The 20,837-nt window shown below is 67.5% G+C and carries 20 protein-coding genes; 8 read left to right on the top strand and 12 right to left on the bottom strand.

Going from position 1 to position 20,837, the window contains the following annotated elements; all coding sequences use genetic code 11:
- The first annotated feature begins 282 nt into the window (after positions 1 to 282).
- Both IB268_RS11915 and IB268_RS11910 read left to right on the top strand, forming a co-directional pair.
- A complete protein-coding gene (locus tag IB268_RS11915) occupies positions 283 to 690 on the top strand; it encodes a hypothetical protein (RefSeq protein WP_082401051.1) in 408 nt (135 codons plus the stop codon).
- Between the two features lie 9 nt (positions 691 to 699).
- Positions 700 to 921: a YMGG-like glycine zipper-containing protein gene (locus IB268_RS11910; protein WP_013393765.1), complete on the top strand. Its 222-nt coding sequence runs from the start codon at positions 700 to 702 to the stop codon at positions 919 to 921.
- Between the two features lie 51 nt (positions 922 to 972).
- On the opposite strand, the gene IB268_RS11905 is transcribed toward IB268_RS11910, so the two are convergent.
- From IB268_RS11905 to IB268_RS11890, 4 genes are read right to left on the bottom strand one after another with little or no spacing between them, the layout of a single operon-like run.
- On the bottom strand, positions 973 to 1,803 hold the full coding sequence (locus tag IB268_RS11905; protein ID WP_225591363.1) for an SDR family NAD(P)-dependent oxidoreductase: 831 nt from the start codon (positions 1,801 to 1,803) through the stop codon (positions 973 to 975).
- Complete coding sequence (locus IB268_RS11900; protein ID WP_225591362.1) at positions 1,800 to 2,540, bottom strand: SDR family NAD(P)-dependent oxidoreductase; 741 nt, start codon at positions 2,538 to 2,540, stop codon at positions 1,800 to 1,802. Before IB268_RS11900 ends, IB268_RS11905 begins: the two co-directional genes overlap by 4 nt.
- A gap of 22 nt (positions 2,541 to 2,562) precedes the next feature.
- On the bottom strand, positions 2,563 to 3,894 hold the full coding sequence (locus tag IB268_RS11895; protein WP_166738328.1) for an MFS transporter: 1,332 nt from the start codon (positions 3,892 to 3,894) through the stop codon (positions 2,563 to 2,565).
- A 22-nt stretch (positions 3,895 to 3,916) separates the two neighbouring features.
- Positions 3,917 to 4,849, bottom strand: coding sequence for an alpha/beta hydrolase (locus IB268_RS11890; protein ID WP_225596814.1), 933 nt, complete (start codon positions 4,847 to 4,849; stop codon positions 3,917 to 3,919).
- A gap of 173 nt (positions 4,850 to 5,022) precedes the next feature.
- Here IB268_RS11890 and IB268_RS11885 point away from each other — a divergent pair, with 173 nt between their 5' ends.
- The gene (locus IB268_RS11885) at positions 5,023 to 5,925 is read left to right on the top strand and encodes a LysR family transcriptional regulator (RefSeq protein WP_054454448.1); all 903 of its coding nucleotides are present in this window, start codon (positions 5,023 to 5,025) and stop codon (positions 5,923 to 5,925) included.
- A 42-nt stretch (positions 5,926 to 5,967) separates the two neighbouring features.
- Here the strand turns inward: IB268_RS11885 and IB268_RS11880 are convergent, their stop codons facing one another.
- A complete protein-coding gene (locus IB268_RS11880) occupies positions 5,968 to 6,645 on the bottom strand; it encodes a hydrolase (protein WP_054454449.1) in 678 nt (225 codons plus the stop codon).
- A gap of 143 nt (positions 6,646 to 6,788) precedes the next feature.
- On the opposite strand from IB268_RS11880, the gene IB268_RS11875 reads away from it, so the two are divergent.
- The 3 genes from IB268_RS11875 (at position 6,789) to IB268_RS11865 (ending at position 10,934) form a co-directional block, all read left to right on the top strand.
- On the top strand, positions 6,789 to 7,694 hold the full coding sequence (locus IB268_RS11875; protein ID WP_192354287.1) for a LysR family transcriptional regulator: 906 nt from the start codon (positions 6,789 to 6,791) through the stop codon (positions 7,692 to 7,694).
- 133 nt (positions 7,695 to 7,827) lie between these two features.
- On the top strand, positions 7,828 to 9,219 hold the full coding sequence (locus tag IB268_RS11870; RefSeq protein ID WP_192354286.1) for an alginate export family protein: 1,392 nt from the start codon (positions 7,828 to 7,830) through the stop codon (positions 9,217 to 9,219).
- 26 nt (positions 9,220 to 9,245) lie between these two features.
- Entirely contained in the window at positions 9,246 to 10,934 is a 1,689-nt protein-coding gene (locus tag IB268_RS11865) for an amidohydrolase (protein WP_192354285.1), read from the top strand.
- A 43-nt stretch (positions 10,935 to 10,977) separates the two neighbouring features.
- Here IB268_RS11865 and IB268_RS11860 read toward each other — a convergent pair whose 3' ends face one another.
- From IB268_RS11860 to IB268_RS11835, 6 genes are all read right to left on the bottom strand, one after another.
- Positions 10,978 to 12,000, bottom strand: coding sequence for a porin (locus IB268_RS11860; protein ID WP_175180928.1), 1,023 nt, complete (start codon positions 11,998 to 12,000; stop codon positions 10,978 to 10,980).
- Positions 12,001 to 12,021: 21 nt separating this feature from the next.
- Complete coding sequence (locus IB268_RS11855) at positions 12,022 to 13,008, bottom strand: tripartite tricarboxylate transporter substrate binding protein (protein ID WP_192352103.1); 987 nt, start codon at positions 13,006 to 13,008, stop codon at positions 12,022 to 12,024.
- A 90-nt stretch (positions 13,009 to 13,098) separates the two neighbouring features.
- The gene (locus IB268_RS11850) at positions 13,099 to 14,088 is read right to left on the bottom strand and encodes a zinc-binding alcohol dehydrogenase family protein (RefSeq protein ID WP_119451491.1); all 990 of its coding nucleotides are present in this window, start codon (positions 14,086 to 14,088) and stop codon (positions 13,099 to 13,101) included.
- Positions 14,089 to 14,179: 91 nt separating this feature from the next.
- Positions 14,180 to 15,094, bottom strand: coding sequence for a dioxygenase (locus tag IB268_RS11845; protein WP_082401000.1), 915 nt, complete (start codon positions 15,092 to 15,094; stop codon positions 14,180 to 14,182).
- A 47-nt stretch (positions 15,095 to 15,141) separates the two neighbouring features.
- Positions 15,142 to 16,170 (bottom strand): tripartite tricarboxylate transporter substrate-binding protein, encoded by a 1,029-nt coding sequence (locus tag IB268_RS11840; RefSeq protein WP_192354284.1) that lies wholly within the window; start codon positions 16,168 to 16,170, stop codon positions 15,142 to 15,144.
- A gap of 72 nt (positions 16,171 to 16,242) precedes the next feature.
- Positions 16,243 to 16,773, bottom strand: a complete 531-nt coding sequence (locus IB268_RS11835; protein WP_054454462.1) for a cupin — start codon at positions 16,771 to 16,773, stop codon at positions 16,243 to 16,245.
- A gap of 162 nt (positions 16,774 to 16,935) precedes the next feature.
- Here IB268_RS11835 and IB268_RS11830 point away from each other — a divergent pair, with 162 nt between their 5' ends.
- Both IB268_RS11830 and IB268_RS11825 read left to right on the top strand, forming a co-directional pair.
- Positions 16,936 to 17,862, top strand: coding sequence for a LysR family transcriptional regulator (locus IB268_RS11830; protein WP_192354283.1), 927 nt, complete (start codon positions 16,936 to 16,938; stop codon positions 17,860 to 17,862).
- Positions 17,863 to 18,050: 188 nt separating this feature from the next.
- A complete protein-coding gene (locus IB268_RS11825) occupies positions 18,051 to 19,523 on the top strand; it encodes a hypothetical protein (protein ID WP_119451494.1) in 1,473 nt (490 codons plus the stop codon).
- 42 nt (positions 19,524 to 19,565) lie between these two features.
- Here the strand turns inward: IB268_RS11825 and IB268_RS11820 are convergent, their stop codons facing one another.
- Positions 19,566 to 20,804: an EAL domain-containing protein gene (locus IB268_RS11820; RefSeq protein ID WP_175162780.1), complete on the bottom strand. Its 1,239-nt coding sequence runs from the start codon at positions 20,802 to 20,804 to the stop codon at positions 19,566 to 19,568.
- Positions 20,805 to 20,837 lie beyond the last annotated feature (33 nt).

Raw genomic sequence — 20,837 nt, 5'->3', positions numbered from 1 at the left:
CCGGCATCGAGGGGGCCATGCCGCCCGACGCGACAGCTAGCAATATGTACAGCGAAATTCCAAAGGCGGCGAACGCTGTTTCATTTGAACAGGCTTGCCAGAATCGGTAACGTCTGCGCCAGGTCCGTGTTGAAGCCCGATGGCAGAGCGGCACGCCTCTTGCGCAAGCATGCTTTCAAGCCTAAATTGATCTGGTCGCCTGGCGCTTGGCCATTGCAAGCGAACTGCGCGCATGGCGTTCTGGTTGTTTTTCTGTCTTTTGTTCCACCAAGGAGCGATATGATGAAAGTGAAACACCTGTTAGGCCCGGCAGCCCTTGCGCTGTCACTGCTGGTCGCCGCGCCGGTGGTAGCGGCGCCTACCGACCCGGCGCCCATCATCACCGGCAAGCAATGGTCGGAGTCCGACGCGAATCTGAAGAAGGCCTACCTGCTGGGCATGGCGAACCTCATCCAGGTGGAGCAGGCCTATCAGCAGCGCCGCGCGCCGGCGGACAACCAGACGCTGATCCCGCGTTTCGCCAAGGGTTTGCAGAGCCATACGCTCGATTCGGTGCGCGAACGGCTGGATAGCTGGTACGCGGCCAATCCGACCCGGATGGACCGCCCCGTGGTCGAAACGCTCTGGTTCGAAATCGTCGCGCCCGCGGCGCCGGCCACGCCGGCCGCTCCCGCCAAGCGCGCCCGCTAGGAGTCAACCATGAAAGTCATCCGATCGATCGCCATAGGCCTCATGATGGGGTCGCTGGTAGCCTGCACCAACATGAGTTCCAAGCAGCAAGGCACCCTGTCGGGCGCGGCCATCGGCGCCGCTGCCGGCGCGGGCATTGCCGCCATCGCGGGCGGCAGCGGCTGGACTGGGGCCGCCATCGGCGCCGCCGCCGGCGGCATTGCCGGCAATATCTACGGCGACAAGCACTAAGCCTCCGCCCTTGCGCAATGGCCAGCCCCGGGCCGCGGCCCGGGACTGCGGCTACAGATTGCCGGTGGACTTGCCGATCCGCCAGTACACGCCTCCTCCCGTCATACCGCCGTCGACCGGCAAGTCCGCGCCGGTGATGAACGAAGCCTCGGGCCCCAACAGGAACATTACCGCCGCCGCGATCTCGTCGGCATCCGCGCCGCGTGACAGCGGCGTGGCGTCGCGGTTGCCTTCATAGAACAGGCGCGCCCGGCCGGCGTCATGCACGGCATTGGGCTGCATGATCATCGGCGTTTCCACCAGGCCCGGGCATACGGTGTTGACGCGTATGCCCCGCCCCGCCAGTTCCAGCGATGCCGCCCGCGTCAGCCCGCGCAGGGCCCACTTGCTGGCGGTGTAGGCTGCGCTGAAGTAGCCGGTAAGCCCCGCCGTCGAAGACGTATTGACGATGGCCGCGCCCTGCGGCATCAGTGCGGCCAGGTTGCGGATGGCGAGGAATGGCCCGTCCAGATTGATATCCAGCAGGCGCCGCCATTCCGCGTGCGTGGTCTCGGTCACGGTCTTGCGCAGGGTCACGCCAGCGTTGTTGACCAGGCCGTAGAGCGGCACGCCCGCAGCCGAAATCTCATCGGCCAACGCCAGCCAATCGGATTCGCGGGCCACGTCCGCGACCCGGATGCGCAGCCGTTCGGCATCCGCGCCCGCCGCCGCGCGCAACTCCGCCCAGGTCGCATCGCTTTCGGGCAAGACGTCCAGCGCGTAGACGGTTGCGCCGGCCTGCAACAGGCGCAGCGCCTCGGCCGCGCCCTGCCCTCTGGCCGCGCCCGTCACGACGGCCGCCTTGCCGTTCCACCACGATGCCACGTCCTTGTCGTCGCTCATGTCTTGGACACTCCGCCGTCGACCATCAGCACGTGACCAGTGACATAGCCGGATGCCTGCGAAGCCAGATACAGCGCCGCGTCGGCGATCTCGGACGGCTGGCCCACGCGGCGCGCCGGCAGGCGCTCCACGTATTCGGCAAAGGTGGCGGCGTCGGCGTGCATCCAGCTGCTCATCGGCGTTTCGATGAAGCCGGGCGCAATGGCGTTGACGCGCAGCCCCTTGGGACTCCACTCCAGCGCCAGGCATTGGGTCAGATGGGCCACGCCGGCCTTGGCAGCCGCATAGTCGGCGCAGTTCGGGCGCGGCTTGACGCCGGCATAGCTGGACAGGTTGATGATGGCGCCGCTGCCTTGCGCGATCATGTGGCGCGCAGCCGCCTGCGCGCCGAAGAACGTGCCTTTCAGGTTGATGTCCATGGTGCGTTGCCATGCGGCTTCGTCCAGGTCCAGGGCGGGCATGCGGGCCATGAAGCCGGCGTTGTTGACCCACACGTCCAGCGCGCCGTACTGGGCAGCCACCGCGTCGGCCAGTGCGCGTACCGCCTGCGCTTGCGTGACGTCCAGTTGGCGGCAATCCGCGTCCACGCCGGACAGCGCCCCAAGGTCCAGGTCGGTGGCGACCACGGTCGCGCCCTGCTGGCGGAACGCCGCCGCCATGGCGCGTCCAATACCGCCCCCGGCCCCCGTGACAACCGCGATTTTCCCTGCCAGATCCGGATAGTTCATTTTGCTCATGTGATGATGAAAAAATTGGAGTTCAGTTGAATGCCGCGCGCTTGGCGGCCTTGTTGACTGCGGTGTTGCCGGCTTCCTCGCCCGGCAGGCGGATGTCGTTCAGGTCCATGCCCGCCGTCTCCTTGATGAGGAAGGCGCCGGCAAACGCCATCAGCCCCAGCGCCCCCACGTAGGCCGTGTAGACCCAATCCAGCCCTTGGGCGCCCAGCCAGGCATTGATGTAGGGCGCGGTGCCGCCAAAGATCGCGACCGACAGCGAAGAGATGAAGCCCACGCCCATGGCGCGCGCGCCGGTCGGCACCTGTTCGGCCACCACGGCGGGGAAGATCGCCGCCAGCAGCGCCCAAACCAGGAGGCCTATCAACTGCCCCACGAACAGCGTCCAGGGCTGGTCGGTCACGATGTGCGATACCGGGAACACCGCCAGCGCCACGCCCAGGCCGAAGGCCATCACCATCGGCTTGCGGCCGTAGCGGTCCGCCAGCCAGCCGCAGACCGGCAGCCACAACAGGCACACCAACTGCGCGATCAGGCTGGCCGTGTAGGCGCCCGCCGGATCCATGCCCTTGGTCGCGATGGCCGTGGCCGGCGCGAAGGTGACCCAGGTGTAATACGTGGCGTTGGACGCCGCGGCGATCATCACGATGTTGCGGGCGATCTTCAAGGCCTGCCGCGCCGACACCTTCTGCGTGCCGCCCTGCTCCGCGCTGTGTTCGAAGACCTCGCTTTCGCTTGCGCTGCGGCGCAGGAACAGCGCGTAGACACCCAGCAGCGCCCCCACGCCAAAGCCCACGCGCCAGCCCCAGGCTTCCATCGCGGGCTTGCCCAGCCAGGACGTCAGCAACGCCGCCAGCGCGGTCGCGGCCATGACGCCGATGGTCACGCTGACGAACACCGAACTCGACCACAGCCCGCGCCGCGCGGGCGGCGCGATTTCGGCAACGTAGGTATAGGCCACGCCGGACTCCCCGCCATGCGCCAATCCCTGCATCAGGCGGCAAATGAAGAGCAATACCGAAGCCAGCACCCCGGCCTGCTCATAGGTGGGCAGCAGCGCGATCGCCAGGCTGGTCAGGGCCAGCAGGCACATGGTCAGAACCAGCGTGAACTTGCGGCCGTAGCGGTCGCCGATGCGGCCAAACAGCCAGCCGCCGATCGGCCGCGCCAGGAATCCGCCCGCGAACACGGCCAGCGTGGCCAGCAGCGCCGAACCGCGGTCGGTCGGGTCGAACAGGTTCATGGCCAGATAGGCCGAGAACGTGCCGTACAAGGTCCAGTCGAACCATTCCAGGGCATTGCCCACGGCCGCCGCGCGCAGCGAAGCGTGGCGGCGTTGGCGGTCCTGTGTCTCCATCATTATTGTCGTCGTCATTTTTTTATCCGTGCTGGTCTTGGCCGAGGTGCCGCGCGAACCAATTGGCCGCGGCGTTGCTGGTGCGTTCGAAATGTTCCGTGTAGACCGAGTAATGGCCGCCGGGCAGCAGCAGCAACTCCTTGGGCTGATGCGCCGCGTTGAAAGCGTCCTGCTGCAGATCGGCAGGCGTCAGGCCGTCGCCGGTGGCGACGATCATCAGCAGCGGCGTGGGCGCGATACGGCGCACGTACATGCCGGGCTCATAGGCGCGGGCCAGTTCCAGCGACCGCAACGTGACCTCATTGACCCAGCTTGGGCAGCGGCGCGCTTCGCCCGTCATGTAGTTGTAGGAGTCCGGGCCCGGATAGGCGACCGGCGCGTCGGGATCGGCATCGACCATGCGCAGCATCGCAGGCGGCTGGCCCGCGTCGCGTGCCTCGCGGTCGGCTTCGAACGCGGCCTGCAGCGCCTGCGCCTTGTCGTAGCGCACGCGCCGTTGGGCCGCGGAGAAACCGCTGGTGGTCGGAACCTGGCTGACCACGCACTTGACGCGGCGGTCGATGGCGGCCACCGTCAGCGCGTGGCCGCCGCTGTAGCTGCTGCCCCAGATGCCGATGCGCTCACGGTCGACTTCCGGACGTTGGCGCAGATAGGAAATTGCCGAGCGGAAATCCTGGATCTGCCGCTGCGGATCGATCTCCTGGCGCGGCATGCCCTCGCTGCGGCCGAGATTGCGGAAGTCGAAGGTCAGCGCGGCCAGGCCCCGGGCCACCACAGCGGCCGCGTACTCTTCCAGGTCGCCGCCGGCGACCATGGACCAGCCGTGCGCGAGCGCGACCGCGCCGACCGGGCCGCTGGCCTGCTCGGGCCGGTAGAAGGTACCGCGCACCAGATCCCCTTCGACCAGGAATTCAATCGGTTCTGCCGATCCTTTTGGGCCTGATCGTTCTGGCATAGATGAACTCATGCCTGTCTCCTTATCGCTCATCAATGAGCTAAGCTTGTGTGAACAGGTCGAATTCTGCCCATCGGGCCTGGCGCGAACAAGCGCTATTATTCAAGCCATCAATCGTTAATCCCGATTGATATAAGAACGACTACTACGCGCACGGAAGGTGCCCCGGAGCCATGGATCTACGCCAATTCGATTGTTTTCTGGCCGTTGCGGACAAGCTGCATTTCGGCCGCGCGGCGGAAGCGCTGCACATGAGCCAGTCATCCGTATCGGAAGCGGTCAAGGCGTTGGAAAAGACGCTGGGCGCCCCTTTGTTCGAGCGCAGCAGCCGCCGCGTCGCGCTTACGCCGTTGGGCGAAACCTTGAAGCTGGGCGCGGGACCGGCCGTGGTCATGCTGAAAGCCGCGCTGGACGACTGCAAGCGCCAGGCCGCGGGCAAGCCGCGCCATCTGCGCATCGGCTTCCTGGGCGGCGGTTTCTACGAGCTATACCGCCCGCTGGTCTCGGAATTCAAGGCCGCGCATCCCAACGTGGAGCTGGAGTTCGTGGAACTGACCTACGTCACCCACTACGCGGCGGTGGCCGACGGCTCGGTCGACATTGCGTTCTGCCGTTTGCCGCTGGGCGCGGACGGCCTGTGCCATGGGCCCATCGTGTTGCGGGACCAGCGCATGCTGTGCGTCCCGCTTGATCACCCGTTTGCCGCGGCGACCCTGCTGGACCCCGAGCTGCTGGCCGAGGAACGGCTGGTGCGCATGGTGCCGGGATCGGTCAACCAGGAATGGCAGGACTACCACTTTCCGCGCCACACGCCCAAGGGCAAGCCCATCGGCGACGGCCCGGTGGTGCGCACGATCCGCGAGGGCATCGCGGCCGTGAACACGCGCGAAGGCCTGCTGATGCTGACCAAGCGCGCCGCCAGTTATTACGCGACGCCCGAGATCGCATTCGTCGAGATCGACCTGCCCGCCATGCCTTCTGCCCTGGTCAGGCGGGTAGACGACCACCGGCCCATCCTCCAGGAACTGGAAGCCTTGCTGCTGCGCATCGCCGAGCGGCATGGCGTGGCGGCTTGATCCGGGCCGCGAGGCCCGGGCCTCCGCTTATATCGAAGCGGATCAGCGCTGCGAATCCAGGACTTCGTTGTTCTTCACCACTTCCTGCGCCTTGGAGTAGCTTTCGATCAGCAGTTGGTAGGCCGGGAACACCTTGGTGTAGACCTCGGCCCACTGCATGGCGTCTTCGCGGTTCCAGGTCTTCTGCAGTTCCGAGGCCACGGCGGCAGTGTCCATCGGCACCACGCCGGCCTGCACCACGCGCGCCAGCGTGATTTCCTGGGCCATCTTGGTGTACGTGCCAGAGGCGTCGATCACCGCGAACACCTTGTAGCCGTCGGCGACGGCGCTGATGGCCGGGAACGCCATGCACACGCTGGTGATGGTGCCGGCGATGATGAGCGTCTTGCGCCCGGTGGCCTTCACGGCGGCAACGAATTCGGGGTTGTCCCAGGCGTTGATCTCGCCCTTGCGCGCAATGTATTGCGCATGCGGGGCGTTGGCGTGGATCTCGGGAATCAGCGGACCATTCGGGCCTTGCGGCACGGAAGCCGTGGTGATGACGGGCATCTTGGCCAGCGTGGCCATCGACGCCAAGGCGCCAGCGCGGGCACGCAGCTCCGGCATGGGCATGTCGCCCACGGTCTGGAACAGGCCGCTCTGATGATCGATCAGCAGCATGACGGCGTCGTCGGCGTCGATAACAGGACGTTGGCCGTTGAAGTTGGCGGGTGCGGACATGGTGTACTCCTAATTTGAAAGGTCGACGGCTTGTGGCCGAATCAGAAGCCTTATGGCTGCACAAATATTAAAAATAGAACAAAATTGTCGGAAGACCGATTTTTTGCTTTCAGCGTTCTATTTTTTCAACCAAAGGGATGCCCATGCAGGATCTCAACGACCTTTTCTATTTCGTGCAGACCGTCGAGCACCAGGGCTTTGCCCCCGCGGGACGTGCGCTGGGCATGCCCAAGTCCCGCCTCAGCCGCAGGCTGGCCCTGCTGGAAGAGCGCCTCGGCGTGCGCCTCATCCAGCGCTCGACCCGGCATTTCATGGTCACGGACATAGGCCAGACCTACTACGAGCGCTGCAAGGCCATGCTGGCCGAAGCGGAAGCCGCGCAGGAAGTGATCGACGCGGCCCAGGTCGAGCCGCGCGGCGTGGTCAAGCTGACCTGCCCGATCGCCCTGCTGCATACCCATGTGGGCGGCATGCTCGCCGACTTCATGATCAAGTACCCGCGCGTGGTCATACAGTTGGAGGCCACCAACCGCCGGGTCGACGTGCTGGGTGAAGCCGTGGACGTGGCGATCCGCGTGCGCCCGCCTCCGCTGGAAGACAGCGAACTGGTCATGCGTGTGCTGTCGGATCGCGGCCAGAGCCTGGTGGCCAGCCCCGCGCTGACGGCGCAATGCGGCCAACCGGCGACCCCGGACGACCTGGGCGCCTGGCCCAGCCTGGCGCTGGGCTCGCCCAACCAGGCCTATCGCCTGGAGCTGTACAAGCAGGACGGCCAGCAGGCCACGGTCTCGCTTGCCCCCAGGATGATCACCACCGACATGATCGCCTTGCGCAACGCGGCGGTGGCCGGCGTGGGCGTCGTGCAACTGCCCACCATGATGGTGCGCGAACAGCTGCAGGCGGGACAGCTGGTCCGGCTGCTGCCTGACTGGGCCCCGCGCCGCGAGCTGATACATGCGGTGTTCCCGTCGCGGCGCGGCCTGCTGTCGTCGGTCAGGGCCTTGGTGGATTATCTGGCGGAGCGCTTCGGGAAGTTGCAGGAAGACTAGCCCAGCGTTCCGTTTTCAGGACAGCCAGGGCTAAAAATGGCGACTACCGACGCCATTGTCCTTAATCTATCTTGCCGCCTGGTCACTTCTACCGCTGTCGACGCTTGCACGCGTCGGCTGCAGCCCAGGCAACTTGAACTTCCACAGACTCGCAATCCTCCCGCTGGCCGCGCTGGCAATCGGCGCCGCGCAGGCCGCCGGGTCCGCGCTGCCGCCCATCGATCCCTGGCGTTATACCGAGGACTACAGCTACCTGGACGACCCGGCCAAGCGCACGGGCGCCTGGGGCGAAGCCGGCAAATGGATCCGGCTGGGCGATTCCTCCGCGCTGACCCTGGGCGCCGAGCTGCGCGCCCGCTATGAGCGCTACCGCAACAACGAATTCGGCGACGCGGCCGTACCCGACGAGGGTTACCAGCTGTACCGTTTCCTGCCCTATGCCGACCTGCGGCTGGGCCGGCAGGTGCGCGCCTTCGGCCAGTTGAACCTGACCCATGCCGAACGCGACACCGGCTCCATCGGACCGCCCGACGACACCGGCAGCGACGTGCTGCAGGCTTTCGTCGACGTCTCCCTTGCCGGCGCTGGGGGCACCTGGACCGCGCGCGCGGGCCGCCAGGTCATGGCCTATGGCAGCGAACGGCTGATCTCGGCGCGCTACGGTCCCAACGTGCTGCGCTCGTTCGACGGCGGCGCGCTCAGCTGGGCAGGCCAGGGGCTGCGCGTGGACGGTTTCCTGGTGCGCCCGGTGCGCAACGATCCGGACGATTTCAGCGACCGCGCCGACTCCCAGCGCCGGCTCGGCGGCCTCTACGGCACCTGGTCCGCGCCCGGCGGCCTGGGCGACACCGGCCTGGATGCCTACCTGCTGTCGCTGTCCAGCGACTCGGCCACCTACAACCAGGGCAGCGGCCCCGAAACCCGCAACGCGCTGGGCGCGCGCTACTTCGGCCAGCGCGCCTCCTGGCGCTGGGACCTGGAAGCGGTCTACCAATACGGCAGCTTCGCCGGCGCGCCGGCGCGCGCCTGGTCGCTCGCCAGCGACGTGAGCTACACCTTCCACGGCACGCCATTGCAGCCGCGCGTAGGCCTGAAGGCCAACATCATCAGCGGCGACCGCAATCCGGACGATCCCAAGCTCCAGACCTTTGCCGTCTTCTTCCCCAAGGGCAAGTACTTCGGCGAAGCGGGCCTGATCGGCCCTTCCAACCTGATCAACCTGCATCCCTCGCTCACGCTGGACCTGGGCTCCGGCTGGACTTTGGGAACCGCGGCGGTCTTCTATTGGCGTCAAAGCCTGCAGGACGGCGTGTACGGCGTGGCCGGCAATCTGCTGCGCCCGGCCGGCGCCAGCCGCGCCCGCTACATCGGCACACAGGCCGACGTGGTGCTGGGCTGGGAAGTGTCGCGCCACCTGAGTTTCGAAGCCGCCTACTCGGTGTTCCGGCCCGGAAGCTTCATCCGCGACACCGGCCGCGCCGAAACCGTCCATTTTTTTGGCCTGGAAGCGCTATGGCGCTACTGAACCCCCTCGATGACCGGAGACGACACATGAAAAGAACCACGGCGCTTGTCCTCGCATTGGCAGCCGCGCTGCCCTGCGCCGCCCACAGCCGCGACGCCGACCTGGTGCTGCGCAATGGCCAGATCATCACCATGGACCCCGCGGCGCCGCGCGCAACGGCCCTGGCGATCCAGGGCGAACGCATCGTGGCGGTGGGCGGGGACGGCGATGTCGAGCAACACGTCGGACCGGCCACGCGCCAGTTGGACCTGCAGGGCCGCACGGTGATACCCGGCCTCATCGACACGCATATCCACGCCATCCGCGGCGGCCAGACCTATGCGTTCGAAACCTACTGGTACGACGCACCCAGCCTGGCAGACGCGCTGGGCCGGCTGGCGCGCGACGCCGCGCAACGCCCGCGCGACCATTGGGTCGCGGTGGTCGGATCCTGGCATCCGCGGCAATTCCGCGAGCGCCGCGCGCCCACCCGCGCCGACCTGGACCAGGCGGTCCCCCGGCATCCCGCCTATGTCCAATACCTGTACGACTACGCCCTGCTCAATAGCCGCGGCATCGAAGCCCTGGGCCTGGACGGCCCGCAGCCGCCGGAACTGCACGGCATCACGGTCGAGCGCGACGCGCAGGGCCGCGCCACCGGCAGGCTGCTGGGCGGCATCGGCCCGTTCAACGCGCTGTTCGCCCGCCTGAGCCATACCGCCGACCGCCCCGCCGGGCTGCAAGCCTTTCTGCGCGCCATGAACGCGCGCGGGCTGACGGGCTTCATCGATCCGTCGGCCGGCGGCGCTGAAGCCTACGAGCCGCTCTACGCGCTGCGCGACCGTGGCGAACTCACCGTGCGCGCGGGTTACCGGATCTCGGCCATGCGCGCGGGCGGCGAGGCGCAATGGTTCCGCGACATCATGGCCTTCCGCCCGCCGCGCCACGACGACGGCAAACTCGCGTTCCTGGGATTGGGTGAAAACCTGGTATCCGCCATGAACGACGGCGTGCGCATGGGCCCGGGATTCAACCCGCCGGCCGAAGCGCGCCAGGAACTCGCCCGCATCGCCCGCTACGCGGCCGAACGCCGCATCCCGCTCGAGATCCACGCCTACACCGACGATGCCGCCAGCGCCATCCTCGACGTGTTCGAGGAAGTCGGCCGCGACCACGACCTGCGCCCGCTGCGCTGGTCCATCGCCCACCTGAACACCGGCTCGCGCCGCACGCTGGAACGCATGGCGCGTTTGGGGCTGGCCTATACGGTGCAGATGGGTCCGTACTTCGAGGGCGAGGCGATACGCGAGGCCAATCCCAAGGGGGCGGAGCAGGATTCGCCGCCGGTGCGCACGGCGCTGGACCTGGGTCTGCCGGTCGCGGGCGGCACCGATTCGACCCGCATCGGCGTGGCTGGCGTCTGGCAGGCCGTGGAGTACCACGTGCAGGGACGCGCCATCGGCGCCACCGTGCTGCGCGAGCCCGGCGCCTTGCTCACGCGGGAGGAAGCGCTGGCGCTCTACACGCGCCAGGCAGCCTGGCTGGCATTCGACGAAGACGACCGCGGGCAACTGAACGCCGGCAAGCTGGCCGACCTGGCGGTGCTGGACCAGCCCTACCTGACGATGCCGGCGGACCAGATCCACGCCATCAATTCGGTGCTCACGCTGCTGGGCGGCAAGCCGGTGCATGATGCCGGGGTGTTGCCGGCGGCGCCTGCGAAGGCGGTCCAATAAAAAATTGCGGCCCCGCACTGGGCGGGGCCGCAGCGCATCACGCTCAGAACGAGTGGCTGATCCCGACCTGGAAGCCCTTCGAGTTCGCGCCCGGCACGCCTTCCGGCGCGACGTCCCCGGTCACGAAGGCGGCATTGCCCTCGTTCTTGATGAAGGACGCCGCCGTGTACAGCACCGTGCGCTTGCTGAGCGCGTAGGTGTAGCCCAGCGCAAACTGCTGGGCGTCGTCCCCTTCGTACTGTCCGCTCTGGGTGGAACGGGAGTACGACAGCTTCACGTGGCCGCCACCCACAGGCACCGACGCGCCCGCCAGGGCCACGTGCTGCTTGTCCGACCCGATCTTCTGCTGCAGGTAGTTGGCAAACAGCTTCACCACGCGGAAGTCATAGCTGGCGCCCAGGGTCGCGGTTTCGTAGTGCTCGCCGCTGCCCATCGACGTCCTGCCGTATGCGGCGGCGACATTGAGCGGACCGGACTGGTAGCCCAGCCGCCCGCCGGCATAGTCGGCGCCGCGCAGGTCTTCTTCGCGCGCATAGTTCAGGTGTCCGTATATCCCGCCGAGTTTCTTCGGCAGGAAGTACGCCACCATGTTGCTGGCGCGCGAGAGCGTGGTGGCGCCCTCCATCCCCAAGGGCCAGCCCTTGATGATGTTGCTGCTGCCGCCCACGCCCACGGTGCCGAAGGGCGAGAACGAGGACACGTTCCAGAACGCCGCGGTGTAGTCCCGCCCCAGCCGCAGTTCGCCGTAGCGCTCGTTGCTCAAGCTGATGGTCGAACGCCGTGTCCAGTTCAGGCCTTGCGGCCCGCCACTATTCGGCAGGATGGGCGCCTCCAGCCAGAACCCCACCGAGTTGCCGTTGCCCAGATTCTCGGTGCCGCGCATGCCGATGCGGCTGGGCAGCATGTAGCCGCCCTGGTCCATGCCGATCTTGGACGTGCTGCCCGCGGTGGCGCTGGTCACGTTCAGGTCGATGTGGCCGAACAGGGTCAGCGACGACGATTGCGCAAGCGCCGGTCCCGCAAGCGCACAGGCTCCCAACAGCCCGATTCTTCTGATTATTGACATATTCCCCCCAGTTTCCCCGACTCAATTGCCGACGCGTATGCCGGCGCCGCGGATCAGGCTGCCGGTGCTTTCCATTTCGCGGCCGATCAGCTCGGCGAATTGCTGCTGCGGCATGGGCGCGGGCTCGGCCCCCAGGTTGTCGAAGCGCTCGCGCGTGGCGTCCGAGCGCAGCGCCTGTTCGGTGCCGGCATGCAGCTTGGCCAGGACCGCCGGCGGCGTCGCGGCCGGCACGAACATGGCCACCCAGAACAGCTGGTCCACGTCGCGGTAGCCAGCCTCTGCTGTCGTGGGCACGTCCGGCAACGCGGGCGAGCGGTGGTCGGCGCTGATCGCCAGCGCGGTCAGCTTGCCAGCCTTGACCATGGGCAGCGCCAGCGGCAATGGCAGGAAGAACCAGTCGACCCGGCCGGCGATCACGTCGTTGACCGCCTCCGGCGTGCCGCGGTACGGCACGTGGATAGCCTGGATGCCAGTCGCGGCCCTGAACTTTTCGCCCGCGATGTGCGCGCCGCTGCCGCTGCCGGACGAGCCGTAGGTATATTGGTCGGGTTCGGCGCGGGCGCGCTCCACCAGGTCCTTCAGCGACTTGAAGTTGCGCGCGTTCGACGCCACGATCACGTTCGGCATCGAGGCCAGCATGGTCACGGGCGTGAAGTCCTTGAGGGTGTCGTATTTGAGGTTGGCGTAGAGCGACTGGTTGGCCACGTGGGCGGCGGAGTGCACCAGCACCGTGTAGCCATCGGCCGCGGCGCCCGCCACCATGGTGGCGCCCAGCACGCCGCCTGCGCCCGGCCGGTTCTCCACCACCACCGGCTGGCCGAGTTTCTTCTCCAGCTGTTCCGCCACCGTCCTGCCGATGACATCGGTGGTCGACCCCGCCGTGAACGGCACTACCATCCTGATGGGGCGCGCCGGATAGTCCGGCTGGGCCTGCAGCGTGGCGCTAAGCCCCACGACGCCGGCCAGGGCCGTCGCGTATTGAAGAAAATGTCTGCGGTGCAGTGTCATGGTTTGTCTCCTTTTATGCTTCTGCTGCGCGAAAAAAAAGCCGATCGCCCATGACGGACAGGCGATCGGCCGGATAAAGCGGGTCGCGGATCAGGGGGCGAGGACGGGCCGGTCCTGCGCGCCTTCCAGCACCTTGATGTAGGCCTCGCGGGCTTGCGCCAGCGGCACCACGGCGGCCGGACTGACCGGAAAGGACTGCAGGCTGCCGTCCTCGAAGCCGGGCAGCAGCTCGCGGAACACCGCGGCGCAGCGGGCCGAGTCCAGCTTCAGGCTGTCCACGCCGATCAATTGGAGGTCGCGGCGGTAGAAGGCCTGGATGTCGAAGGGCACGTTGCGGTCAGGGGTGGAAATGACGATCTGCCGCCCGCCCACCTTCAACGATTCCAGCGCCGCGGCGAAGTACGGCGAGCCCACCGTGTTGTAGGCAATGTCCGCGCCCGTCTGGCTGGTCAGCTCCATGACACGCTGGGCGATCCCGTCGCGGCTGCCATCGATGACCGACACGCCTGAAACCGCATGGCCGACGTAGCCTTCGCCGCCGCGCTCCACCCCGATCACCCGGGCGCCGGCGCGACTGGCCAGCTGGATGGCGGCCTGCCCGACCTTGCCGTTCGAGCCGAACACCACCACCGTCTGGCCCGGGCCAGACAGGCCGGCGCGGCGCAGCCCTTCATAGGCGGTGACAAACGGCACGCCCGCCATGGCGGCGCTGGCCGCGGCGATGTGGGCAGGCCTGCGCACCAAGGCGGCCACAGGCAGCACCAGGTAGCGCGCGTGGGTCCCGTCGCGCGTAATGCCCAGGTCGCCGCCCGTGCCCCACACCTCCTGCCCCATCCATTCCGCGGGTCCGGCTATCACCTTGCCCGCGTAGTCGCGTCCGGGCGTGCGCGGCCAGATCGCGTAAGGCATCATGCCCATCGCCGCCTTGACGTCGCTGGGATTGATCCCGGCCGCGCTGACTTCGACCACGGCATGGCCTTCCGGCGCCTGCGGCACGGAGATGTCGACCAGGGCCGGCCGCAGCTCGGCGACGGTGGAAACGCGTTCGATCACGCGCAGGGCTTGGATTTTCTTGCTCATGTCTGTCTCGGGTTCTGGTTGTTGCGGGCAAAGGCTGCCCAAGGCGCGGCAAGCCGCGCCGGGATTGAGGTCGAAAGCGGGGAAAGCCGGATCAGGAAAGCGGCGGCTTGGGCATGCGCGTTTCGCCCGGCTCGAGCTTGAGCTCCACGTCCAGGCGGTAGGTGCCGTCGCCCGTCGCTTCGAACTTCCGCAGCAGCGACCCCACCGCGCCGAATGCCGCATCGCTATACGCGTAGGCGTCGTTGGCGTCGAAGATCTGGGTGGTCAACACCTTGTGGCCGGGCGCCGAGGCGATGAAGTGCAGGTGCGCGGGCCGCATGTGGTTGCGCTGCTGCAGCGCCAGCAGGTCGCCGCAGGGGCCGTCGATGGGCACGCCGTAGCCGGCGGGCTTGACGCTGTCGAACCAGAAGCGGCCGTCCGCGTCAGTCATGAACACGGCCCGCAGGTTCATGTCTTCCTGCTCGGGATCCTGGTTTTCGTACAGGCCGCTGGGCGCGGCCTGCCAGGTTTCCAGGCGCGCGCCGGCCAGCGGCTGGCCATCCAGCGTGCAGATGCGCCCCGTCACCAGCAGCCGATCGCCGGTCGTATCCTCGGTGGCGATCTTGGAACCGTTTTCGAGCACGGGCTGGTTGGCGCGCCAGAACGGCCCGATCAGCGCGGGCTCCGTGCCGCCGGCCTCCAGCACGCCCTCGGCGTCCATCAACAGGACCAGCGTGGCCACGCCCAGGATGTCGGCCAGCAGGATGCCTTCGTGCCGCAGCGGATTGGTGGCCTGGCCCACTCGCACCATGAAATCCAGGCCCCGGTGCAGTTCCTCGTAGCTCAGTTTCACGTCCGCCGCAAACGCGTGCAGGTGGCGGATCAGGGAATCAAGAACCTCGCGGGTGCGCGGGTCCGTGGCCTGGTTGGCCGCAAGAACGGCTTGCAGCAACGCTTGCGGCGTGGCGGGTATGGCGCGCTGTTCGCCGGCGGCGCGCGTGTCCGCGCAGGAATTGGCATGACTCATAAACATTCAACCCTGTAGTCTGACTAATGAAATTTGCGTGCCGCGCTTCAGTCGGCGCTTATTCCCGCCTGGGCCGCCACGGCAGCCCATTGCGGGACCTCCTGCGCCACCCTGGCCTTCAGCGCCGCTGAAGAACTGGCGATGACGCGAAATCCGAGCCCGTCGAGCTGCCTGCGCACCGGCTCTTTGCCCAGCGCTTCGGCCACCGCCTTGTTGATGCGTTCGACCGTGGCGGCCGGCGTGCCCGCCGGGGCGAACAGCGCCTGCATGGTTTCCGAGCGGAAATCGGCGAAGCCGGCTTGTGCGATCGTCGGCACGCCGGAAAGCGCCGGCCAGCGCTCTTCCCCGCCCACGGCCAAGGCCCTGAGCCGGCCGTCGGCGAGAAACGCCTGCGCCGCGGGCAGCGCGGCAAAGGCGCAGTCGACCTGGCCTCCCAGCGCCGCCAGCACTGCGGGCGCCGCGCCCGAGTACGGGACGTGCAAAGCCTTGACACCCGCGCGCCGCCACAGCAGTTCGGCAGCCAGATGCACGCTGTTGCCGTTGCCCGGCGTGGCGTACGTGAGCGTGCCGGGATCCCGGGCGGCAGCGTCCAGCAGATCCTTGAGCGCGGCAAGCCGGCTTTCGGCGCGGACCACGATGACGTCCGGGGAACTCACCGCCAGGCTCACCGGCGCGAAGTCGCGCACCGGATCGTAGGCGGGCCGTTCTGCGGCGATGGCAGGATTCGTGACGAACGAGGACGACACCAGCAGCAGCGTGCCGCCGTCCGCCTGCGCCCGGGCGACCGAGGCCACGCCGATATTGCCGCCTGCGCCTGGGCGGTTCTCCACGATCACGCTCTGCCCCAGATAGGCCGGCAGCTGCGCGGCCAGCAGGCGCGCGACGATGTCCGTGGAGCCTCCGGGGGCGAACGGCACCACCAGGCGCACCGGCGTGCGCGAACTCCTGCCGAAGAACGGAACGAGCTGCTTGGCCCGGCCCATCGCAGGCACCGCGCAAAGCGCGCCCGTACAGGCGACGGCCCGCAACACGCGTCTTCTTGCAATCAGCCGGGATACGCCATAGTCATCGCTCATTCCATGTCTCCTCTGTTGTTCTCTTTGTTATCGATGGCGCCGCACCTGGCCGGCGCAGGCCATCGTCCGGCATCAGCTTTCCGCTTTCTCTTTCAGGAAGCCGTCGGTGCCGTAGACCAGGCCGGTGTTCTCGGCGGCGCGCACCACGTCGGGATGCCAGGCAATGCGCCCGCATTCCTCGTCGGTGCCGCCGACGACGGAATAGACGACCAGGGCATGCGGGTTGGGATTGCGGAATCCGCGCATCACGCCGATGGGGCAGGAAATCACGTCCCACTGGTTCAGCATCACCGAGTGCTCGCCCTTCTCGCCCCAGATCACTTCCATCTGACCGTTCAGAGGGCAGAAGACTTCCTCGGTCTTGTGCGCATGCAGGCTGGCGCCCTGCCCCACGGGAATTTCGATGAAGGTCACGCCAAAGCGGTGGTTGCCGGGGATGGCTGGCTCCACGCCTTTGTTCTCCAGCACGCCGCGGTTCATGATCTTGTAGATGTTCTTCTTCATGCCGGGCAGGCGGCTTTCGATGAAGGTCTCCCGGTAGGGCTCGACCTTGCCCCAGCGCGCGATGCGGGTGGCTTCCATTTCCTGAGCATTGATATCCATGTCATTCCTTTTTCTGATGAGCTTTAAAGAGAGAGGTGCTGCGGCTTTTCTCGCGGCTGGTGCAAGTTAAAGCTCACCCCGATGCAGCGTCCACTACCATTTTCTTACCGCTCCCATATAATTTTGTTATGACTCAATCCGCCACATAGGGCTGCTACGGAAATGGATCTGCGGCAACTTCGCTACTTTGTCGTTCTGGCCAACCAGGGGCATTTCGGCCGCGCCGCAAGCGTCCTGCATGTGGCGCAGCCCGCGCTTACGCGCCAGATCCAGCTGCTGGAAGAAGAGCTCGGCGTCCAGCTCTTCGTGCGCCATTCGCGCGGCGCGTCGCCCACCGAAGAAGCCGCCTTCCTGCTGGAACGCGCTTCTTTCCTGCTGCGCTACGCCGAACAGCTCAAGCAGGACATGTCTGCCCTGCAACGCCATCCCAGCGGCCCCGTCGTCATCGGTCTTTCTCCCGGACTCGCAATGACGCTGGCCGTGCCCCTGACTCGCGCCGTGCAGGAACAGCTCCCCGAAGTCCGGCTGCGCTTCGTTCAAGCCTTCTCTCCCACGCTGCACGAAATGCTGCTCAAGGGCCAGGTGGACCTGGCCATGCTCAACGGTCCGGTTCCCGTCGCCAACCTGCTCACCTATCCCTTCCTGACCGAAGGCATGTGCCTCATCGAACCGCCCTCGCATCGCAAGGCCCGGCCCGCGCGGATCGGCGTGCGCGACCTGGCCGAGCTGCCGCTGGTGATGACCGGCCTGGCCAAGTCCGGCGTGCGGCTCGAGCTCGAGGCCCAGGCGGCGCACGCCGGGGTGCATCTGAATCCGGTGGTGGAAGTCGAAACCATGGAAGTCGCCAAGCGCCTCATAAAGGAAAAGGTCGGCGTGACCGTGCACTTCGCCGCAACCGTGCTGGAAGACATCGAGGCAGGCCGCCTGTCCGCCCAGCCCATCGACGGCCTCAGCCTGCGCCGCATCCTGGCCCACCCTTCGGATCGGCCGGCCTCGCGCGCCACCAAGGCGGCGGTCGAGATCCTGCGCCAGGTAGCGCGCGAGCTGGTGGCGACGAAGCGCTGGCCCCACGCCACGCTGGACTTCTGAACCCGCCCCCGCAGGTTGCGGCATTTTTATCATCGTCCCGCGTTCCAGACGCGGGACGCAGCGTACGGTTGCCGCGCCTTCCAAAAGACCCCGCGATCGGGCAGGCATGAACCGCCGCGGCGCGGCTCTCGGCATACACTGCTACGCGCCAAGCCTGTCCCGGACCCCGCCATGCACACGCTCAATCCATGATGTACCTACTGTGGTCGCTACCCGCCCTGGCCGTCATCGGCGCCATCGCCAGCGGACGCCTGAACACCACGGCCGCCGCCTTGCTGGGCCTGCTGGCCGCCGTGCCCATCGCCCTGTATGCGGCGCCCGCCTCCTTCACCACCGGCCAGCTCGGGGTGGCGCTGGAACGCGGCCTCTGGATAGGCGGGATCATCACGCCGTACATCCTGGGCGGGCTGCTGTTCTGGAACATGGCGGCACAAGGACGCGCGCCGCACGCGGCGGCGGACGGCGCAAACACCGCACTGGCCCATCCGCTGGCGCGCCGCCGGCTGCTGTTCTTTGCCTGTTTCCTGGTCGGCCCTTTCGCCGAAGCGGCCACTGGCTTCGGCGTGGGCATGCTGGGAACGGTGCTGCTGATCCGGCCTTTGAATTTGAAGCCGCGCGAAACCATGGTGTTCGCGCTGCTGAGCCAGACCCTGATCCCTTGGGGCGCCATGGGCAGCGGCACGCTGCTGGCGTCGGCCTATGCGCGCGTCCCGGCCACGGAGCTGGCGCTGTACGGCATGGCGCCGGTCGCCTTGCTGACGGTATTGTGGATGCTGCTGTACTGGCGCACCGCCAGGCGCGCAGGCTTGCGCGCTGAACCCGCGGAGCATGTGCGCGAAGCCGTCTGGATGATCGCGAGCCTGGCGGCCCTGAGCGCCGCGACAGCGCTATTGGGACCGGAAACCGCGCTGCTGTCGGCCTACGGCCCGCTCATCGTGCTGCGCTTCCTGCTGGACCGCCGGCCCGACCGGCCCCGGATGATGGCGGCGGCGCGCAAGGCGCTGCCCTATATCCTGATGATTGCTTGGCTGGTGGCCACGCGCTTGCTGCCAGGCTTGAACGGCGGCCTGGCCGGTCTGGCTGCGTTCAAGCCGTTCCCGGACCTGCCCGGCTGGATGCCGCTGCTGCATGCCGGCAGTTGGCTGATCGTGGGCGCCGTGCTCATGGCCGCCATTTGCCGCCAGCGCGACCTGCTCGCGACGCAGGCGCGCGCGGCCTGGACCACGGGACGGCACGCGGTGTACTCCGTGTTCCTGTTCGCCATGATGGCCGAAGTCCTGGCCGGCGCCGGCATCTCGCAAGCGTATGCCGACGGCCTGTTCGCCAGCCTGAAGGACTGGACCATATTGATCACGCCGCTGCTGGCCGGCGTATTCGGCATCCTGGCCAACAGCGGCAACGCGCCCAACAGCCTCTTCATGCCTGCGCAACTGTCGCTGGCCTTGAATGCGGGCCTGAGCGTGCCGGCTGCGGCCGCGCTGCTGCATGTGTCGGGCACGTCGATGGGAATTTTTTCACCGGTGCGGATGTCGATCGCGGCAGGCCTGGCGCATGGCCGCGGCGAAGAGCGCGGCGTGTATGTGCAGTTGCTGCCCTACGCGCTGGCGGCGTTCGGACTGCTGCTGTGCCTGGCGGTGCTGGTGGTGCTGGCGGGGGCCTGATCGCTATCCGCGACCAGCCTGCGATACGGTACACGGCCCGCTTCAGGCGTTCGCGTACATCCGCAGGATCCCATGCCCGATGACTCCCTGGCTGAGCGCGTACTGGCTGAATGCCCCTAGCGGCATCGGCCTGCCATGGAAGTACCCTTGCGTGACCTGCGCGCCCAAGGCGCGCACCATGTCGTAGTCCTCCTGGCTCTCGATGCCTTCGGCCACCACCGTCATGTCCAGCGACCGCGCCATCTCGACGGTGCAGGCCAGGACATCCTGGGCATGGCGATGGCGGCGCGCCCGGGCGATCATGTCGCGATCGATCTTCAATTCGTCGAAAGGCGCGCACAGCAACCGGTCGAGCGAGGAGTCGCCGGTGCCGAAGTCGTCGATCGCGCAGCTGAAGCCGCGCAAGCGCAGTTGCGTGATGGCGCCCGCCAGCGCCCCGTTGGAGCGCGCGCCACCGTCCTCGGTGATCTCGATGACGATGCGGCTCGGATCCACGCCGGCGAATTCGGCCCGGTCGGCCACGTCCTGGGCCCAGCAGATGGAACTTGCGACGGCCGCGGGCACGTTGATGCTGATGACGCAATCGGGCCGGCCGCCCAGTTCGCGCTGCGCCTCGAAGGCGCGCGCCAACATGTAGTCGGTCAGCGACCCCAGCAAGCCCGCCGCCTCGAAAGCCGGCAGGAAAGCGGCCGGAGGAATCATCGCGCCGTCATCCGCGACCCAGCGCGCCAGCATTTCAGCGCCGCGCAGTTCGCCCGTCGACACGCAATGCTGTGGCTGGAAGTACGCAGCAATCTCGCGCTGCGCCAGGGCGCGGCGCAGACGTTCGGTGTCCAGGCCGGCCAGCGCGACGCCGCTGCTCTGCGCCGCGGCGCGCAACGTCGCCTCGCCATCGGCCAGCGCGGTCCGGGCCAGGGATTCGATCATCGAAATCAGGCAGGCCGCCTCCAGCGGCTTGCCCAGCGCGGCGATGATGGGCAGGCCGCGATTCCGGGCGTAGGTCGCCGCCGCCTGCAGGATCCGGGTCGGATGGCTGCTGGCGATCGCGATGCCGCCGCAACCGCCGGCATCGGCCAGCGCATCGATCATCTGCAGCCCGGTGCGGTCCGCCATGTCCAGATCGACAATGACCAGATCCCATTGCTGCTGCTGGATCGCCGCCACGGCCGACGCGCCGTCGTGCGCCGTCGCCACTTCAGGCACGCCGATCTTGCCCAGCATCCGCGCCAGCGCGGCACGTTGGAATTCGTCTTGGTCGACAACTAGGGCGGATTTGAGCATGATGGTCCCGGAGAACGAAGCGCCCATGGCGCG

Source organism: Achromobacter sp. ACM01, assembly GCF_014851745.1.
GTDB classification, from domain to species: Bacteria; Pseudomonadota; Gammaproteobacteria; order Burkholderiales; family Burkholderiaceae_B; genus Achromobacter; species Achromobacter aegrifaciens.
This window is presented reverse-complemented; position numbering and strand designations above follow the sequence as displayed.

Excerpts from the sequence above, each read along its gene's own strand:
- IB268_RS11900 (WP_225591362.1), bottom strand. The coding sequence starts at position 2,540 with ATGAGCAAAATGAACTATCCGGATCTGGCAGGGAAAATCGCGGTTGTC.
- IB268_RS11905 (WP_225591363.1), bottom strand. The coding sequence starts at position 1,803 with ATGAGCGACGACAAGGACGTGGCATCGTGGTGGAACGGCAAGGCGGCC.
- IB268_RS11895 (WP_166738328.1), bottom strand. The coding sequence starts at position 3,894 with ATGGAGACACAGGACCGCCAACGCCGCCACGCTTCGCTGCGCGCGGCG.
- IB268_RS11915 (WP_082401051.1), top strand. The coding sequence starts at position 283 with ATGAAAGTGAAACACCTGTTAGGCCCGGCAGCCCTTGCGCTGTCACTG.
- IB268_RS11855 (WP_192352103.1), bottom strand. The coding sequence starts at position 13,008 with ATGACACTGCACCGCAGACATTTTCTTCAATACGCGACGGCCCTGGCC.
- IB268_RS11885 (WP_054454448.1), top strand. The coding sequence starts at position 5,023 with ATGGATCTACGCCAATTCGATTGTTTTCTGGCCGTTGCGGACAAGCTG.
- IB268_RS11835 (WP_054454462.1), bottom strand. The coding sequence starts at position 16,773 with ATGGATATCAATGCTCAGGAAATGGAAGCCACCCGCATCGCGCGCTGG.
- IB268_RS11825 (WP_119451494.1), top strand. The coding sequence starts at position 18,051 with ATGATGTACCTACTGTGGTCGCTACCCGCCCTGGCCGTCATCGGCGCC.
- IB268_RS11850 (WP_119451491.1), bottom strand. The coding sequence starts at position 14,088 with ATGAGCAAGAAAATCCAAGCCCTGCGCGTGATCGAACGCGTTTCCACC.
- IB268_RS11890 (WP_225596814.1), bottom strand. The coding sequence starts at position 4,849 with ATGCCAGAACGATCAGGCCCAAAAGGATCGGCAGAACCGATTGAATTC.
- IB268_RS11910 (WP_013393765.1), top strand. The coding sequence starts at position 700 with ATGAAAGTCATCCGATCGATCGCCATAGGCCTCATGATGGGGTCGCTG.
- IB268_RS11840 (WP_192354284.1), bottom strand. The coding sequence starts at position 16,170 with ATGAGCGATGACTATGGCGTATCCCGGCTGATTGCAAGAAGACGCGTG.
- IB268_RS11880 (WP_054454449.1), bottom strand. The coding sequence starts at position 6,645 with ATGTCCGCACCCGCCAACTTCAACGGCCAACGTCCTGTTATCGACGCC.
- IB268_RS11845 (WP_082401000.1), bottom strand. The coding sequence starts at position 15,094 with ATGAGTCATGCCAATTCCTGCGCGGACACGCGCGCCGCCGGCGAACAG.
- IB268_RS11875 (WP_192354287.1), top strand. The coding sequence starts at position 6,789 with ATGCAGGATCTCAACGACCTTTTCTATTTCGTGCAGACCGTCGAGCAC.
- IB268_RS11820 (WP_175162780.1), bottom strand. The coding sequence starts at position 20,804 with ATGCTCAAATCCGCCCTAGTTGTCGACCAAGACGAATTCCAACGTGCC.
- IB268_RS11860 (WP_175180928.1), bottom strand. The coding sequence starts at position 12,000 with ATGTCAATAATCAGAAGAATCGGGCTGTTGGGAGCCTGTGCGCTTGCG.
- IB268_RS11865 (WP_192354285.1), top strand. The coding sequence starts at position 9,246 with ATGAAAAGAACCACGGCGCTTGTCCTCGCATTGGCAGCCGCGCTGCCC.
- IB268_RS11830 (WP_192354283.1), top strand. The coding sequence starts at position 16,936 with ATGGATCTGCGGCAACTTCGCTACTTTGTCGTTCTGGCCAACCAGGGG.